This window comes from Devosia sp., from assembly GCF_028290645.1.
In the GTDB taxonomy this organism is placed as follows: Bacteria; Pseudomonadota; Alphaproteobacteria; order Rhizobiales; family Devosiaceae; genus Devosia_A.
In genome coordinates, this window is the sequence record NZ_JAQGJL010000089.1 from 1 (window position 1) to 16866 (window position 16866).

Here is a 16866-nt window from a genome sequence, read left to right on the forward strand (position 1 = left end):
CGCACGGTCAAGGCGCTGGCCATGGTCGCCGAAGTCGTGCATGGCACGCCATATCGGTTCAGCGACCCGGCTCGGTTCTCGCTCGCGCACGGCGGCAAGGACGGGCATCCGTTCCCGGTGCCGCTCAAGGTCTATGACGAGACTATCCGCGTGCTGAAATCGGCGGTCGGCAAGGCCCGGCTGGGACGCGACGAGGAACTCGACGCGATCAAGCGGCTCGACCGGCAGGCGCGCCAGCTCGAGGCCCGGGCGACGGGGCCGGGTTTTCACGAGTTCATCGCCGAAGAGCGGCGGCGGGCGCCGGAATATGGCGGGCGGACGGTGATGGACGACGCGCCGAACGCGTATCTGCGGGCGAAGATGCGGGTGTGACCCGGACGCCCATGAAGTAGCCCGGTATTGGCTTCCGCGGGCTGGAGTGCCGATAAACAATCTCGTTTACAATAGTGCCGTCATGCCAGTTTACGGGCTGCCCTGTCACGTGCCAGTTTGCGAACAACGTGGCGGGGAAGTCTCATTTATGGATCTGGTAATCGTCGTCGCCGGCGCGATTGTTGCCGTTGCTTTCGGTCGCAAGCTTTCCGCCATCAGCTCGCGTATAGAGCAGATCGAGGCGAGGTTGGCGAAACCTTCTCCACTCCCGGCGGAAGCACCGGCAAGGACCGGAGTGGAAGCAACCGTCGGCGCCCCGGCCGCGTCGATCCTGACCGAGGCGGCGATACCTCCTGCAATAACCCCAAGCGCGCCCTTGGCCACCGCCGAACCCGACGCGGCAGCCACTGCCGAGGAACTTCTCGAAGAGTCGCAGGCAATCAGCGAGCCGGAGCCGCCGCCGCCCGGATGGGGCGATGGCGCCGCGCCGCCGCCACCGGTTCGCCACGACATCGATTGGGAAAGGACGCTCGGCGTTCGGCTGCCGGTGTGGGGCGGCGCCATCATGCTCCTCATCGCCGGATTTTTCCTCGTGAACTGGGCGCTCGAGTCCGGGGCCAGCCTGCTCACGCCGACGGTACGTGTCGCCCTGTGCGCTCTCGCTGCTTTTGGCCTGCTGGGGGCCGCCTATGTCGTCAAGGCGAGGCGCATCGCCAACGGTGAACGCATCGCCTCCGCCCTTGCGACAGCCGCGATAGCTGTGGCGTACGGAACGATGTTCCTCGCGGCCAGTATCTTTCACCTCGTTCCCGGCGTCATCGCGCTGGCCGGGGCGGTTCTCGTAACGGTTGCGGCGATCGTCATAGCGACCCAGTTCGGTCAACGGGTCATGCTCGTAGGATTGCTTGGCGGCTATCTCTCGCCATTCTTCGTGTGGTCGGTCGGGACCTCCAGCGGCATGATCCCGACCTACGTGACGGTCCTGTTGACGGCGTCGGTGTTTGCCATCCGCTGGAATGGCTGGTGGGGCCAGGTGGTCCCCGCGGTAATTGCCCCGGCGCTCTGGGCCCTCGGCCTGGTCTTCTCCACCGACCCGGTAGCGCTGGCTGTGTTCTACCTGCTACTTGCGCTGGCGCCCGCAATTGTGGCGCTGGCGCCGCTTCGCGATGACGCGAGCGCCTGGCAGGACCGTGTGCGTCTCGTCACCCTTGGCGTGTACGTGGCTGCCGTTTGCCTGGCGCTGGGCACCATTGTTCACCAGTTTCACCTGGTGTTCCTTGCGGCAATGACCGGGCTTGGCCTTGGCGGCGGCCTGCTGATCGCCCGGTACGGCGCCAGCTTCCGCGCGGCCTGGTTCGCTACCCTGAGCGCCGGACTGGTTGTCCAACTCGCCTGGCGCGAACCGGACGGCGTGGCGTTCCTGGGGTTTGCGGCGCTCTTCGCCGTAACCCATCTGGGAGCGCTGGTGATCCAGTTCCGCGCCGGTGCCGATCCGGCAAGGCGCTCGTTCGAACTGGCCGGGCTGTCGGCGCTGCTGTTCGTCATCCTGCTCGTCAAGCTCGATGGCTGGATGGGGGCACGGGACGTGCCGTATCTGTGGGCCGCCATCGCCTTTGTCATTTCGGCAGGGTTCGGCTGGCTCGCCCTGCGGACACACAAGGCGGCGCGCGAGCCGGACCCTGCGGCGGGCTTTGCTGTCGGCTGCAGCGCCTTGCTGTCGCTGGGCCTCGGTCTCGTCCTCGATCCCGGCCTCTATGCCCTCGCGGCCGCGGTGCAGGCCTTTGGCCTGTCGCTCCTCTATCTCAAGTTCCGCGTGCCGGCGATCAAGGCGATGCACATCGCCTACGTCTGTCTCTACGGCTTGTTGCTGCTGAGCGGGCAAGCCGCGTCGAGCGGATCGGGGACGTACCTGCTGCTGCTTTCGCCAGGCGGCTTCGCCGACTTCGTTCCGACCGTCGGCATTGAGCAGGCGCCGATAACGCTGTTGCTGCTGCCGGGGCTGCTGCTGCTCGGGGCGGCCACGGCGTTTGCGAGGGTCGCCTATTCCAGGGCGCCGCAGATACTGGACGTCGTCTCGATCGTGCTGCTGGCGCTGGCCATTCACTTCCTGATCCTGCCGACGATCCCGTCCGATCTGTTCACGGAAGTGTTCGTCGTCGGATCGTGGTGGTTCAACGCGATGGCGCTGCTCGCCCTTGTGTCGATCTACGCGGCGTCGAAGACCGGACGAACGCACCTGTTCCAGGCCGGCGCCGGACTGGCGGGGCTGGTCGCGCTGGCGATGCTGGCCTTCGCCGTCGTGCCGATCTTCCGGTTCTGGCCGACCATCGAGACCCCCGGTTGGCCGGTCTTCAACGTCGCGCTTACCGCCATGGGCCTGCCGACCGCCCTGCTGCTCGCCATTGCCTACCTGGCGCGGCAGGCCGGCTCGCCGCAACTGGCGCGGGGCCTCGCCGCGTTTGGCGGCCTTACCGGGTTGCTCACGCTTCTCGTCCTGATCAGGCAGTCTATACACGGGACAACGCTCAACGGCGAGGGGCTCGTGCCCGGCCAGATCGAGCTCTACTCCTATTCAGGGAGCATGCTGGTCTACGGCTTCGCGCTGCTCTGGGGCGGTGTGGTGTTCTCGAGCGTGGCCCTGCGAGGGGCATCGCTCCTCGTGGTGCTGGCGACGATCGCCAAGGTGTTCCTGTACGACGTCAGCGGGCTCGAAGGGCTGTGGCGGGTGGGTTCGTTCCTCGGCCTCGGCGTCGCCTTGCTGGCGGTCAGCTGGTTCTACGGCCGCTATGTCTTCGGCATCGGTCCGTCCGGCGCCAAGGTCGTGGAGACCCCGGCATCGGCCGAACCGCAAGTGCCATGACTGCGGCTCGGTGGTAACGCCGGGGCGGAGCGCGGCGAAAGGCGCGCCGCCCCGGCAGGGGTCGGATCAGTCGAAGAAGGCTGCGTCTTCTTCCTTGAGGTAGCGCTTGGCGGCCTTGGCGTCGATGTCGAGGCCGAGGCCGGGGCCGGGAAGGAGGTCGACCATCGAGTCCTTGACGATCGGGCCGGAGGGGAGGCCCGTGACGATCTCGTTCCAGAACGGGTCCGAGGCGCTCGGGTACTCGAAGGCGATGTAGTTGGCCGGGAGCGTGGCGCAGACGTTGATCAGTGCGCCGAGGCCGAGCAGGCCATTGGCGGTGCCGTGCGGGGCCATCATGATCGAGTGCATGTAGGCGTGCTCGGCCACCCACTTGAGCTCGGCGATGCCACCGATATCGGCCGGATCCGGACCGACGACGCGGACCGCCTGGGTCTCGATCAGCTCCTTGAAGTTGTGGCGGAGGTAGATCTGCTCGCCGGTATGGATCGGTGTCGAGGTCGAGACGGTGAGCTCGCGATAGGCCTGCGGGTTGACCCACGGCACGTAGTCGCCGGTGAGCATGTCCTCGAGCCACATCAGGTTGTATTTTTCCACCGCCTGGGCGAAGCGGATGGCGTCGGGGAGGAACCAGCCCGGGCCGCAGTCGAGGGCGAGCGAGACCTTGTCGCCGAGCGCTTCCTTCATGGCGATGACGCAGTCGAGCATGTGGTTGAAGGCGTGCTCGGAAATCTGGCCCTGGTCCATGGCGCCGTGATAGTCGGGCGGCTGGGTGACGCCGTAGTGGAAGTCCTCGACATTGCGCTTCATGTTGGAGTGGAAGCTGATGCCCTGCTTCACCATGAAGAAGTTCTGCGGCTGGTCCTTCATCCACTTGACGTCGGCGGCATAGTCCTCCGGCTTGTCGCCGGTGCGCTTCTGGCGGATCGAGCCGTTATAGACGCGCACCTTGTCGCGCACCTTGCCGCCGAGCAGCTTGTAGACGGGAACGTTCGCGGCCTTGCCGGCGATGTCCCAGAGCGCATGCTCGATGGCCGAGACGGCGGCGCCATAGGGCTTGAACGAGCCGCGCTGGCGGATCTTCAGCATGACGCGCTCGACGTCGGTCGGGTCCTCGCCGATCAGCGCCTCGCGGAAATGCAGCACCCAGGGCTTGAGGTAGGGCTTGGTGTATTCCACCTCGCCCAGGCCATAGAGGCCCTCGTCGGTGACGATGCGGACAATCGGGTGCTTGCCGATGACGGCGCAGCGCAAGTCAGTGATTTTCATTATTTCTCCCTCACGCCCATCGGTGGGCGGCTCTCAAATCGATTTCGTAGCCCGTAAAATTGGCCAGTCTGGTTTCGGTGTGGCGACTTCCCCCGCGCAGGGAGAGGGTGCCTGAAGGGCGATGGAGGTTTTCTGCCCGCGCCCGCCCTTCGCTTCGCTGAAGTCACGCAACCTCCCGGTTGCGAGACCCCTCATCGGGCGCTTCGCGCCAGCTTCTCCCACAAGCGGAGAAGGCAACCCGGCAGCCCGTCAGCTCCAGGTGCGGTCCCAGGAATACTCGTCATCCCAGTGATCGGTGGGTAGCCAGATGCCTTTGACACCCTCCTGCAGGTGCTGGCTGATGACCTCGTCGACCACGTCGTCGATGCCGAGGCCCGGCTTGTCCGTGACGGTGATGAAGCCGTCCTTGACCAGCGGCTTGGGCAGGCCCGTGACGATGTCGTCCCACCAGTCGACTTCGACGCTGTGGAACTCGAGCGCCATGAAGTTTTCGGTGGCGATTGCGACATGCGCGGCGGCCATCGCGGCGATCGGGCTTTCGGCCATGTGGATGGCCATGGCGATGCCGTGGTCCTGCGCCGCGTCGCCGATCTTCTTGGTCTCGAGGATGCCGCCCGAGGTGAGCAGGTCCGGGTGGATGACCGAGATGCCCGAATTGAGCAACGGCTCGAAGCCTTCCTTCAGATAGATGTCCTCGCCGGTGCAGATCGGCACCGAAGTGGCTTCCTGCAGCTGCCGGTACTGGTCGGTGTATTGCCAGGGGATCACGTCCTCGAGCCAGGCCGGGGCGTATTTCTCGATCCGGCGGGCGAGGCGGATGCCGTCCTGCAGCGAGATATGGCCGACATGGTCGATGGCGAGTGGGACCTCGTAGCCGATGACCTCGCGCACCTCGTGGATGTATTGGTCGAGGAGGTCGAGGCCCTTTTCGGTGAAGTGCAGCCCGGTGAAAGGATGCGGCACGTTCTGCGCGTCATAGACGGCGTTGCGCGCCCGGCGCTGCTCAAGGCTCTGGCCGACGCGGCGGCCACCGGCATGGGAGCGGAAACCTTCGAGCACGCCGGCCGGCGCGACGACGGCGCCCGGGATGTGGGAGATCTGCGCCAGCCCGAGGTCCATCTTGAGGAAGGTGAAGCCCATGTCCATGCGCTCTTTGAGGCGCTTGCCGGTCTCGGTGCCGCTGGGCTTTTCGGCGTCGGTGTCGCAATAGACGCGCACCTTGTCGCGGAACTTGCCGCCGAGCATCTGGTAGACCGGCACGCCATAGGCCTTGCCGGCGAGATCCCACAGCGCAATCTCGATCGCCGAGACGCCGCCGCCCTGCCGGCCGTGGCCGCCGAACTGCTTGATGCGGCGGAACAGCCGGTCGATGTCGCAGGGATTCTCGCCCAGGAGTCGGCTCTTCAGCATCAGCGCATAGGTAGCGCTGGCGCCGTCGCGCACTTCGCCGAAGCCGACGAGCCCCTGGTTGGTGTAGATCTTCAACAGCGCCGAGGTGAAGGGCGCGCCGACGATCTCGGCAACGCGGATATCCGTGATCCGCAGTTCGCTCGGCCGCGATGCGGTGCGGATGTTGTCCTCCACCCCTTCGGCCAGCCGAACTTCATCGATAGTCATTAGTCTCTCCTCCGAAATGACTGGATTGGTGGCGGCCGGAGCGAACGGAAAGCCTCGCGGGGCTTCTGGTCCCGGCCTAAAGGCGCTTGGCGGTCCCGTTTCTAAGGGCGACGCCCATTTGTTCGATGATATGCCGGCCCGAGCCTTCGACGTGCCGGGCGACCACTGCGGCGGCGCCGTCGGCATCCTGCGCCTGGATGCAGGCGATCAGTTCGCGATGCTCGCGGAACACCGAGACGCGCCGGCTGAGCGAGGTGGGAAAGCGCCGGCTGATTGCCCTCAGGATCTCGCGGTGCTTCCACCAGAGTTCCGCGGCGTGCCGGTTGTAGTGGCGGTCGTAGATGAACTTGTGAAAGCGCGTATCGAGCAGGCCGTGCCGGATGCGGTCGGCATAGTTGTTGGCTTCGATCTCGGCCTGGATGGCCTCAAGCTCGACGATGTCGGCATCCGACGCGATCGATACGAACCAGCGGGTCAGCGCCGCTTCGATCAGCACCTCGATCTCGATGATGTCGCGCACGAAATCCGCGTCGATCGGCCTCACCCGCGCGCCGCGGTTGGGCTCCATCACCACGAAGCCCTCGCCGCGCAGCTGCTGCAGCGCTTCGCGGATCGGGTTGGTGGAGGTCTGGTAGTGCTCGGCGAGCTCCGCGACTTTCAGCCGCTCGTTGGGCCCCAGCCGTCCCGAAACGATGTCCTCGCGGATCATCTCGTAGACGGAGGCCTGCTGCTGCTCGAGGCTTTCCTCGGGCTGGTCCGACTTGACGCGCACGTCGCTCATTGCGCCTGTTTATGCATATTTTTTGGGCAAGCCAAGCCCTGTTAGCACGCAAATCCCCCGAAATAATGTACGACTTTGGCAATGTTGACATATACAACGTTGTCTGGAACTGTTCTCGCCAGTTGGGAAAAGCCGGCGGCAAGTCCGGTCCCGAACGAGGAGCAGCCAAAGCTGCAGGAAGTTGTCGCACGGCCGCAAGGCCGGGCGCGAGCTTCGATTTGAGATGGAGGATTCTCAATGCATAAAGACCAAACCGGCAGGTTCAGCCGCCGGCGTATGATCGGGCTGTCGGTCGCCGCGCTGAGCGCTGCCAGCATGCTGCTGAGCGCCACTGCGTCGTTCGCGCAGAGCGTGGACCTGTCCAAGTGGTCGCCGGAATACATCCGGTCGATCGCCGGCACCGAGGAGGTCGATACGGCCGCCACGTGCTCCAAGGTCGTGCCGCTCGATTACAAGGGCAGGCTCACCTACTGGTGGACCGGTCCGAACGACGCCTCGCCCGATATCGAGCGCAAGATCAACGACGAATTCTGGGCGGCCTGGAAGGCGACCTATCCCAATATCGAGACCGACGCGCAGAACATCGACTACAACCAACTGCTCGACAAGCTGCGCACCGCGCTGCTCGGCAATGCCGGGCCGATGGTGCTGCGCCTGCAGATCCTGGGCGGCATCGAGTTCTCGTCCAAGGGCTATTTCCAGGAACTGAAGCCGGAAGACGTCGGCTATCCGACTGCCGATTTCTGGCCCGGCGCGATGAAGTCGGTCACCTATGAAGGCAAGACCTACGGCATCCCGACCAACAACGAGACCATGGCGTTCATCTGGAACGCCGACATCTTCAAGCGCGCCGGCCTCGATCCCGAGAGCCCCCCGGCGACCTGGGACGACGTCGTCACCTATTCCAAGACCATCCACGACAAGCTGGGCATCTCCGGCTACGGCATGGTGGCCAAGCAGAACGCCGGCAACACCCCGTTCCGCTTCATGCCGCAGCTGTGGGCGTATGGTGGCTCGGCCCTCGACGAATCCAGCGACGCGCCGACCTACGAGTCGGTCGGGCTGAACAACGAGGGCACCAAGGCGGCGCTCCAGGCGTCCTACGACATGTATGTGCGTGACAAGTCGGTGCCGGTCTCGGCGCTCACCAACACGCAGAACGAAAACCAGAACCCGTTCATCGCCGGCCAGCTCGCCATGATGATCGCCCATCCGGCCGAATACGCCAAGATGGTGGATCTGGCGGGCAAGGCCACCGGCGCCGACAAGGCGGTGGCCGATGCCGTGGTCGCCAACATGCGCTATGGTCTGATCCCCGAGGGCCCGGCGCGTCGCGCCGTGGTGTTCGGCGGCTCGAACATGCACTTCATCAAGAATGAATATGTCGACGGCGGCTTCGACGAGCAGGCGGCCAAGGCCTTCGCCTGCTTCTGGAACAGCCCCGAGTGGTCGACCAAGCTCGCCTGGACCGGTTCGAACCCCGGCAACCTCGCCGGCTTCAAGACCAAGTGGATGAAGGAGCGTCTGGACACCATCAAGTTCCTCGACGTCACCACCTCCATGCTGCCCAGCGGCATCCCGTTCCCGGTGGTGCCGGAAGCCACCGAGATCATGAACATCATCGTGCCGGACATGCTGCAGAACGCCCTGACCGGGAAGATGACGGTCGACCAGGCGGCCGACGACGCAGCCAAGAAGGTTGAAGAACTGATGGGCGGCGGCATCTAAGCTCCCGCTTTCACACCCGACGGACCGGCAGCCCAAGCTGCTGCCGGTCCCATATTTTTCCAACGAAGAGGCGGCAATAGTGAGCAGCGTAACCGGGCAGGTAGCCTATGCCGGAGCGCCCGTGGCGCCCAAACGCGCCAACGTGTTCAAGCGCATCTTCAACCATCGCAACGACTATCTCTACGTGCTGCCGGCGCTGCTGGTGATGCTGATCGTCATCGCCTACCCGGTCTACTACACGATCGAGCTCAGCTTCTTCAAAACCCCGCCCAACCTGCAGATGAAGGACAAGATCTTCGTCGGGCTGGACAATTACTGGGCGATCCTGAAGAGCGACTCGTTCCGCGAGGTGACCATCAACACCGCGATCTGGACGGTAGCCTCGACCTTCTTCGCGTTCCTGCTCGGGCTTGGCGCGGCGCTGTCGCTGCATCGCGAGTTCGCCGGCCGCGGCGTCATGCGCGCGGTGCTGCTGATCCCCTACGTGGTGAGCGCGGTCGCCGCCTCCTATGTGTGGAAGTGGCTGTACCATTCCGACTTCGGCGTCATCGGGGCGCTGGCGGTGCAGCTGGGCCTCTCCGACAAGCCGATCAATTTCCTCGACAACGTCCACACCGTGCTGCCTTCGCTGATCGTGGTGAATATCTGGAAGGAATTCTCCTTCGCCATGATCATGCTGATGGCGGGGCTGCAGACCGTGCCCGAGCAGCTGCTGCGTGCGGCGCAGGTCGATGGCGCCAATGCCTGGCAGCGCTTCTGGCACGTGACCTTCCCGCACCTGAAGGGCGTGTCGATGGTCACCGTGCTGCTGCTGATGGTGGCGAACTTCAACTCCTTCATCATTCCCTGGATCATGACCGGCGGCGGCCCGGCGGGCGCCTCGGACATCTGGATCACCCAGATCTACACCATCGCCTTCGGCCGCCAGCGCTACGGCGTCGCCTCGGCCTACGCGGTGATCCTGTTCATCGTGATGATGACGCTCGGCTACTTCTACGTGAAGGCGCTCACCAAGGGCGACGAGTCGAGGGCGGGATGATGAGGTTTTCGAACGCGGCGCTGCCGCTCAACTCTGCCAATGCGTCGGGAGATCGCGCATGACGTCCATTCCCGCCAGCATCCCCGCCGAGGCCGTGCGTCCCACGGCAACCCGCTCCATCGACTGGTGGCGCTGGGGCGGCCGGGTGTTCCTGGTGTTTCTGCTGATCTTCACCGTCCTGCCGATGGCGTGGATGCTGTTGACCTCGATCAAGACCCAGTTCGCGGCGCTGCAATATCCGCCGCAATGGTGGCCGGCCGAGCCGACGCTGCAGAACTACACCCGCCTGCTCGACCCGTCGGGCAGCATCGGCAAGGAATTCCTGCTCTATTTCTGGAACAGCTTCTACGTGTCGCTCGCGACCACCATCCTCGGTGTCGCGGTGGCGGTGCCGGCAGCCTATGCGTTCTCGCGCTTCCGCTTCCCGGGCCGCACGTTCCTGTTCTTCGCCGTGCTCTTGCGCAACATGTTCCCGGCCGTGGTGTTCCTCGTGCCGCTGTTCCTCTTGATGCGCTGGCTGGGGCTGGTGAACACCCACGGCTCGCTGATCCTCACCTATTTGACCTTCGGCCTGCCGCTGTCGATCTGGCTGCTCAAGGGCTTCTTCGACAACATCCCGATCCAGCTCGAGCAGGCGGCCCGCATCGACGGCGCGACGCGCTTCCAGGCGTTTCTTCTGATCGTCATGCCGCTGAGCTCCCCGGGGATCATCGCCACCTCGATCTTCTCGTTCATCGGGGCCTGGAACGAATACGTTTATGCGTACACGTTCCTTTCCAAGCAGGAGACGATGACGCTGCCGGTCGGCATCCAGCGCTTCTTTACCGAGTTCGCGACGGATTGGCCGGGCCTGATGGCAGCGACCTTCATGATGAGCGTGCCGGTGGTGGTGCTGTTCCTCGTCCTGCAGAAATATTTCGTCCGCGCGCTGACCGAAGGCGCAGTGAAGCACTAATGCCTGCCGCACGGCGGATCGGGTTGTAAGGGGTATTGAATGGCTCAGGTTGTCCTCAAGGACGTGGTCAAGAACTACGGCAACGTCTATGCCGTGAACCACGTGTCGCTGACCGTCGAGGACGGCGAGTTCGTGGCGCTGGTCGGCCCGTCGGGCTGCGGCAAGACCACGACGCTGAACCTCGTCGCGGGATTGATCCCGATGTCGGGCGGCGACGTGGTGATCGGTGATCGCATCGTCACCGATCTTGATCCCAAGGACCGGGACATCGCCATGGTGTTCCAGAACTACGCGCTCTACCCCAACAAGACCGTCTACCGGAACCTGGCCTTCCCGCTGCAGATGCGGAAGCTTCCCAAGGACGAGATCGACAAGAAGGTGCAGGCGGCGGCCAAGGTGCTGGACATCACGCACCTGCTCGAGCGCAAGCCGCGCGAACTCTCCGGCGGCCAACAGCAGCGCGTGGCGCTGGGCCGGGCGCTGGTGCGCGACCCGCGGGTGTTCCTGATGGACGAGCCACTGTCGAACCTCGACGCCAAGCTCCGCGTGCAGATGCGCTCGGAGATCAAGCGCTTCCACCAGGACCTCCACGCCACGGTAATCTACGTCACCCACGACCAGCTCGAAGCCGTCACCATGGCCGACAAGATGGCGGTGATGAATGGCGGGTTCCTGCAGCAATACGATTCGCCGGCCAACGTCTTCGCCAACCCGGTCAACATGTTCGTCGCGAGCTTTGTCGGCTCGCCGGCAATGAGCCTCATCCCGCTGGCCGCGGTGACCAGGGGCACCGAGGTGGCGCTGACGAGCCCCGAAGGCTGGGAGCTGCCGCTCTCGCCCGCCAATGCGAGGAAGGCCCTCAACGCCAAGAGCCCCAAGGTGGTGCTCGGCGCCCGGCACTCGACGGTGAAGCTCCACAAGTCGCAGGTGCCCGGCTCGGTGCCCGGCAAGGTCTATACGGTCGAGCCGACCGGCGACATCACCTTCGCCCAGGTGTTCGTCTCGAGTGCCATCCTTAACATCAGCCTCGCCCCGAGCGTGCAGATCCGGCCCGACGAGCCGGTGTTCATCGAGTTCGACCAGGACAAGATGCATTTGTTCGACGGCGAGACCGAGATGGCCCTCAAGGCCGACTGAATCCCGCCTTCAACTTTATTCTCTTCCCAATAGGCATTTTCCACGGGCCCGGGCACGGGCCGAACCCAAGCACAGTGCGCTCCCCCACACTCGGCGTAATTCCCGCGAAAGCGGGAACCTCCGTTTTGCCGGCCGCACCTCAAAGCAGAGGTCCCCGCTTTGGCGGGGATGACCCGGTTAGCGTCCAAACGTTGAGCGAAACACTATGAAAATCAAAGAGATCAAAGTCATTGTCTGCTCGCCCGGGCGGAATTTCACTACCGTCAAGATCATCACCGACGAGGGGGTGTACGGCATCGGCGACGGCACGGTGAACGGCCGCGAGCTGGCCGTGGTCAGCTACCTCGAGGACCACATTGCGCCGACTCTGATCGGTAAGGATCCGCTCCGGACCGAGGACATCTGGCAGTACCTCTACAAGGGCGCCTACTGGCGTCGCGGCCCGATCACCATGGCCGCCATTGCCGCCATCGACATGGCGCTGTGGGACATCAAGGCCAAGGTGGCCGGCATGCCGCTCTACCAGCTGCTCGGCGGCAAGTCGCGCGACAAGGTGATGGTCTACAAGCACGTCGGCGGGCTCGAGATTCCCGAAGTGATCGACGGCGTGCTGGCGCTCAAGGAGCAGGGCCTCGAGGCCGTCCGCGCCCAGGTGTCGATCCCCGGCCTGCCGCCGATCTATGGCACGGGACGCTCCACCGACCAGTCGGCCGGCGGCATGATCAAGCCGATGGTGACCGAGGAGGTCTGGGCCACCCACAAATACCTGCCGCTGGTGCCCAAGCTCTTCGACAAGCTGCGCGATGCGGTCGGCTGGGACACCCACCTGATGCACGACGTGCACCACCGGCTGACCCCGATCGAGGCGGCGCGGCTGGGCAAGGACCTCGAACCCTACCGCCTGTTCTGGCTCGAGGACGCCATTCCCGCCGAGCTGCAGGAGGGCTTCCGGCTCATCCGCCAGCACACCACCACGCCGCTGGCGGTGGGCGAGGTGTTCAACTCGATCTACGACACGACGACGCTGATTTCCGAACAGCTCATCGACTATATCCGCGTCACCGCGGTGCACGCGGGCGGCGTCACCGGCATCAAGCGGATCTTCGATTTCGCCGCGATCTACCACGTCCGCTCGGCCTGCCACGGTCCGATGGACATGTCGCCCGCCACCATGGGCGCCAACATCCACGTCGACACGGCGATCTCGAACTTCGGCATCCAGGAGTTCACCGGCTACACCAAGGAGACCTACGACGTCTTCAAGTGCGACTGGCGCTACGACCGCGGCTATCTCTATCCCAACGAGACCCCGGGCCACGGCACCGATATCGATGAAGACCTCGCCGCCAAATACCCCTACGCCCCCGCCTACCTGCCGATTGCCCGTCTCGAAGACGGCTCGATGACCAGCTGGTAAGGGCGAGTAAAATGAAGATCACGGCAGTAAAACCGTTCCCAGTCTGGGTCGGGCATCGCAACCAGCTGATCGTCAAGGTCGAGACCGACGAGGGCATTTTCGGCTGGGGCGAGAGTGGGCTTTCCGGCCGCGAGAAGGCGGTCGTCGGCGCGCTCGAGCACTATGCGCAGTTCCTCGTCGGGCGCGACCCGATGCAGATCGGCGCGCTGTGGCAGGAGATGTACCGCAGCCAGTATTTCGAGGGCGGGCGCGTGCTGACCGCGGCGCAGTCGGCGCTCGACATCGCGCTCCACGACATCAAGGGCAAGGCGCTCGGCGTGCCGGTGTACCAGTTGCTCGGCGGCAAGCACCGCGATGTCATCCCGACCTTTGCGTCGACCCCGGCGATCAGCGGCGACGAGACCATCGAGGATGCGCGAAAGCTCATGGCGCGGGGCTGGTCGACGATCCGCTTCTTCCCGGCTGAGTGGAACGACGCGGCGGGCATCTTCGAGCCGCGCGAATCGATCGGCAAGACCGCGAAGTTCCTGGTGAAGGCGCGCGAATCGCTGGGCGAGGACGTGGTGCTCGGCATCGACTACCACCACCGCCTGTCGGTCGCCGAGACCGCGAGCTTCTGCCAGAAGATGCCGTCGGGCACGCTCGACTTCCTCGAGGAGCCGATCCGCGACGAGACGCCGGAAGCCTACGAGAACCTGCGCAAGCTCACCGACGTGCCCTTCGCCATCGGCGAGGAGTTTTCGAGCAAGTGGCAGTTCCTGCCCTACATCGAGCGCGGCATCCACCAGTACAACCGGCTCGACCTCTGCAATGTCGGCGGCTTCACCGAGGCGATGAAGGTCGCCGGCTGGTCCGAGGCGCACTATGTCGACCTGATGCCGCACAATCCGCTGGGCCCGATCTGCACCGCGGCGACCATCCATTTCTCCGCCGCGACGCCCAACTTCTTCGCCCTCGAAGTGCGCGCCAACGCCACCGACCTCTATGCCGGCACGCCGACCGCGGACCTGTTCCCGAAAATGCCGATGCTCGAAGGCGCCGTGTTCCGGGTCCCCGAGGCACCGGGGCTCGGCATCGAGATCAACGAAGCGCTGCTCGACAAGGACAGCTTCAGGTTCTGGGAAGCCCCGCACCTGAAGCGCCGCGACGGCTCGGTCACCAACTGGTAAACCCAAGAAATCACGAGGAAATCCCCATGGCCATCATCCAGAGCAAGATCCCACCCTTCAAGCGTCCGTCAAAGGACGTCATCGCGGCGCTGAAGGACATCGGCACCGCCACCGTCGCCGGCTCGCTGGGCCATGCCGGGTTCCGCAACCCGCACATGGTCGGCCCGGTCAGCCAGTATGCCGGCAAGTCGATCGTCGGCTCGGCGCTGACCCTGCAGTTCATGCCGCAGCGGCCGGACCTGTTCAGCGAGGGTGAATATGCCGACCCCGAGACGCAGCTGCACCGCCACGTGCTCTACGAGGTGGAAGAGGGCGACGTGGTCGTCGTCGACGCGCGCGCCGACCTGACTTCGGGCGTCTTTGGCGACATGATGTCGACCTACTTCAAGGGCCGCAAGGGCGCCGGCATCGTCATCGACGGCGTGATGCGCGACAAGCCCAACGTCGACAAGCTCGACCTCGCCATCTGGATGCGCGGCTGGACCCCGAACTACCACGTCCAGACCGGCATCTTCCCCTCGGCGGTGAACGTTCCGATCTCCTGCGGCGGCGTCATGGTTATCCCCGGCGACATCATCATGGCCGACGAGGACGGCGTCGTGGTGCTGCCGCAGTCGATGGCCGAAAAGGTCATCGAGGATTCGAAGAAACACGCCGAATGGGAAGTGTTCAGCCGCGAGAAGCTGACGGCAGGTGAATCGCTCCGCCGCTACTACCCGCTGCACAAGGATGCGGAGGAAGAATATCAGGCCTGGCGGAAGGCCAAGGGGTTGCCGCCCAGTCCCAGCCACTGAAGCGGCGGAAGCCGCTGGCTGGAGCTTTCAGCTGAAACGGAAAAGGGCGCCCAAGTGGCGCCCTTTGGTTTTTTGCACGGACTCGGAGGCGCCAGGCGTTTGTCAGCTGGCACTGGGACAAGCGCTGAGCCCTCGGGCGCTGTAACTGGTGATTGAGCCGATGCAGACGGCCCCCTCCCGGCCTCCCCCATGAAGGGGGAGGTGAAGAGTCGATGTTGTGGCGTGATCGTGCCAAACGCACCCCCGCTGCACAAGTTGGGTTGAGGGCTTCGCCACAAACACGGTGTCACCCCGGCGAAGGCCGGGGCCCATCCTGAGGTCTCTCTCCCCGCTCGGCAGGTTGCAGCATCTCAGGATGGAATCCCGGCCTTCGCCGGGATGACACTGGAGGTGGGCGAGGCGCTGGGGGGCAGGCTCGGGGCCGAGATGACACTGTGGGCCGGAGCGTGCTTCAGTCAGGCTATGAGCAAGGTCTTCATCGTCTACATCATGGCGAGCCGGAAGAACGGCACGCTGTATGTCGGTGTGACGAGCAACCCGGTTGGGCGCATCTGGCAGCACAAGAACGATTGGTTCGAGCGCTTCACCAAGCGGTACGGCGTGAAGCTGCTGGTCTGGTACGAGGTGCACGAGAATGCCGAGGCGGCGATCACTCGGGAGAAGCGGCTGAAGGAATGGCACCGGGCCTGGAAGGTGCGTCTGATCGAGGAAAAGAACCCGGATTGGCGGGACCTTCATCGAGAGCTGACGGGGCAGGAGTGAGACCATCGCACGCGTGAAGCCAGGTGTGGCATCTCAGGATGGGTCCCGGCCTTCGCCGGGATGATACCGGTGGTTGGGCGCCACGGTGCCCCGGAAACAACGGCCGACGCCCGTTTGGACGCCGGCCGTTCTCATTTCGGGCGAGCCGCTTACATCTTGCCCAAAAACTCGGCCATGCGGATGAGGCCCTGCATGTAGCCGATGGCGTGGGAGCGGCCGCGGTGGTTCCAGTCGCTGTCGCCGTCCATCTTGGGGACGTGGTCGTCGAGGAGGAACCCGTCGAAGCCGTTCTTGGCGAGGAGGACTATGACCTCGGCGGGGTCGAAGTTGCCGTCGCCGATGAAGCACTCGGTGAAGTTCGGGACCGAGCCTTTGACGTCGCGGAAGTGGATGTAGGAGATCCGGCCCTTGGGGGCGAAATACTCGATCATCTCGTTGACGTTGGTCCGGCCGCCGACCATTTCCGAGCAGCAGCCGAGGCAGAGGTCGAGCGACCAGGCTTCGGAGCGGCCGACGAGGTCATAGGCCTTCTTGAAGTTCTCCGGCTTGTAGAAGAGCCGCGCCACGCCGCCGAGCATCGGCACCGGAGGATCGTCCGGATGGAGGGCGAGCTTCAGGCCTTCTTCCTCGGCGACCGGCAGGACCGCCTTCATGAAGTACTCGTAATTGGACCACATCTGGTCCTCGGTGATCACCGGGCCGTCCTTGCCGAACAGTGGCATCGAGGAGGCGCGGCCGAGCGTCGTCGGCATGTAGGTGCGGAGCAGTTCGAGATTGTCGATATTGGCTTCGACGACCGCCATGTCGAACTGGCGGGCCGTGGCGCCGCCACGGGTCTGGCCCTTGCGGTCGGTGGTCCAGACCGAGTTGGGCATGAAGTGGAGGCCGAGCACCGGGATGCCGGCGCGGGCCACGGCGCGGATCGTCGCCTGGTAGTTCTCGATCTGCTCGTCGCGGCCCTCGAGGCCC

14 protein-coding genes are annotated in these 16866 nt (G+C 64.7%); 10 read left to right on the forward strand and 4 right to left on the reverse strand.

Features of this window, described 5'->3' with window-relative positions; translation table 11 throughout:
* Both JWQ89_RS04950 and JWQ89_RS04955 read left to right on the forward strand, forming a co-directional pair.
* Positions 1-372 (forward strand): DUF763 domain-containing protein (locus tag JWQ89_RS04950; protein ID WP_299638943.1); only part of this gene is annotated, 372 nt, incomplete at its 5' end.
* A 148-nt stretch (positions 373-520) separates the two neighbouring features.
* Positions 521-3232 (forward strand): DUF2339 domain-containing protein, encoded by a 2712-nt coding sequence (locus tag JWQ89_RS04955; protein WP_299638945.1) that lies wholly within the window; start codon positions 521-523, stop codon positions 3230-3232.
* Between the two features lie 66 nt (positions 3233-3298).
* On the opposite strand, the gene JWQ89_RS04960 is transcribed toward JWQ89_RS04955, so the two are convergent.
* The 3 genes from JWQ89_RS04960 to JWQ89_RS04970 form a co-directional block, all read right to left on the reverse strand.
* Positions 3299-4498 carry a mandelate racemase/muconate lactonizing enzyme family protein gene (locus tag JWQ89_RS04960; RefSeq protein WP_299638947.1) on the reverse strand — a complete coding sequence of 400 codons (1200 nt, stop codon included), beginning with the start codon at positions 4496-4498 and terminating at the stop codon, positions 3299-3301.
* 249 nt (positions 4499-4747) lie between these two features.
* The gene (locus tag JWQ89_RS04965) at positions 4748-6115 is read right to left on the reverse strand and encodes a mandelate racemase/muconate lactonizing enzyme family protein (protein WP_299638949.1); all 1368 of its coding nucleotides are present in this window, start codon (positions 6113-6115) and stop codon (positions 4748-4750) included.
* Positions 6116-6191: 76 nt separating this feature from the next.
* The gene (locus JWQ89_RS04970; protein ID WP_299638951.1) at positions 6192-6896 is read right to left on the reverse strand and encodes a GntR family transcriptional regulator; all 705 of its coding nucleotides are present in this window, start codon (positions 6894-6896) and stop codon (positions 6192-6194) included.
* A gap of 315 nt (positions 6897-7211) precedes the next feature.
* Here JWQ89_RS04970 and JWQ89_RS04975 point away from each other — a divergent pair, with 315 nt between their 5' ends.
* The 8 genes from JWQ89_RS04975 to JWQ89_RS05010 all read left to right on the forward strand — a co-directional run bounded on the left by JWQ89_RS04975 (position 7212) and on the right by JWQ89_RS05010 (position 15897).
* Positions 7212-8624, forward strand: coding sequence for an extracellular solute-binding protein (locus JWQ89_RS04975; protein WP_299638968.1), 1413 nt, complete (start codon positions 7212-7214; stop codon positions 8622-8624).
* Positions 8625-8703: 79 nt separating this feature from the next.
* Entirely contained in the window at positions 8704-9663 is a 960-nt protein-coding gene (locus tag JWQ89_RS04980; protein ID WP_299638953.1) for a sugar ABC transporter permease, read from the forward strand.
* Between the two features lie 58 nt (positions 9664-9721).
* Complete coding sequence (locus JWQ89_RS04985) at positions 9722-10618, forward strand: carbohydrate ABC transporter permease (RefSeq protein WP_299638955.1); 897 nt, start codon at positions 9722-9724, stop codon at positions 10616-10618.
* A gap of 39 nt (positions 10619-10657) precedes the next feature.
* Positions 10658-11755, forward strand: a complete 1098-nt coding sequence (locus tag JWQ89_RS04990; protein WP_299638957.1) for an ABC transporter ATP-binding protein — start codon at positions 10658-10660, stop codon at positions 11753-11755.
* Between the two features lie 205 nt (positions 11756-11960).
* Positions 11961-13172: a D-mannonate dehydratase ManD gene (gene manD / locus JWQ89_RS04995; protein ID WP_299638959.1), complete on the forward strand. Its 1212-nt coding sequence runs from the start codon at positions 11961-11963 to the stop codon at positions 13170-13172.
* A gap of 11 nt (positions 13173-13183) precedes the next feature.
* Positions 13184-14341, forward strand: a complete 1158-nt coding sequence (locus JWQ89_RS05000; protein ID WP_299638961.1) for a mandelate racemase/muconate lactonizing enzyme family protein — start codon at positions 13184-13186, stop codon at positions 14339-14341.
* A gap of 26 nt (positions 14342-14367) precedes the next feature.
* On the forward strand, positions 14368-15135 hold the full coding sequence (locus JWQ89_RS05005) for a ribonuclease activity regulator RraA (RefSeq protein WP_299638963.1): 768 nt from the start codon (positions 14368-14370) through the stop codon (positions 15133-15135).
* A 462-nt stretch (positions 15136-15597) separates the two neighbouring features.
* Positions 15598-15897 (forward strand): GIY-YIG nuclease family protein, encoded by a 300-nt coding sequence (locus JWQ89_RS05010; protein ID WP_299638965.1) that lies wholly within the window; start codon positions 15598-15600, stop codon positions 15895-15897.
* A 149-nt stretch (positions 15898-16046) separates the two neighbouring features.
* Here the strand turns inward: JWQ89_RS05010 and JWQ89_RS05015 are convergent.
* Positions 16047-16866 (reverse strand): mannonate dehydratase (locus JWQ89_RS05015; RefSeq protein WP_299638967.1); only part of this gene is annotated, 820 nt, incomplete at its 5' end.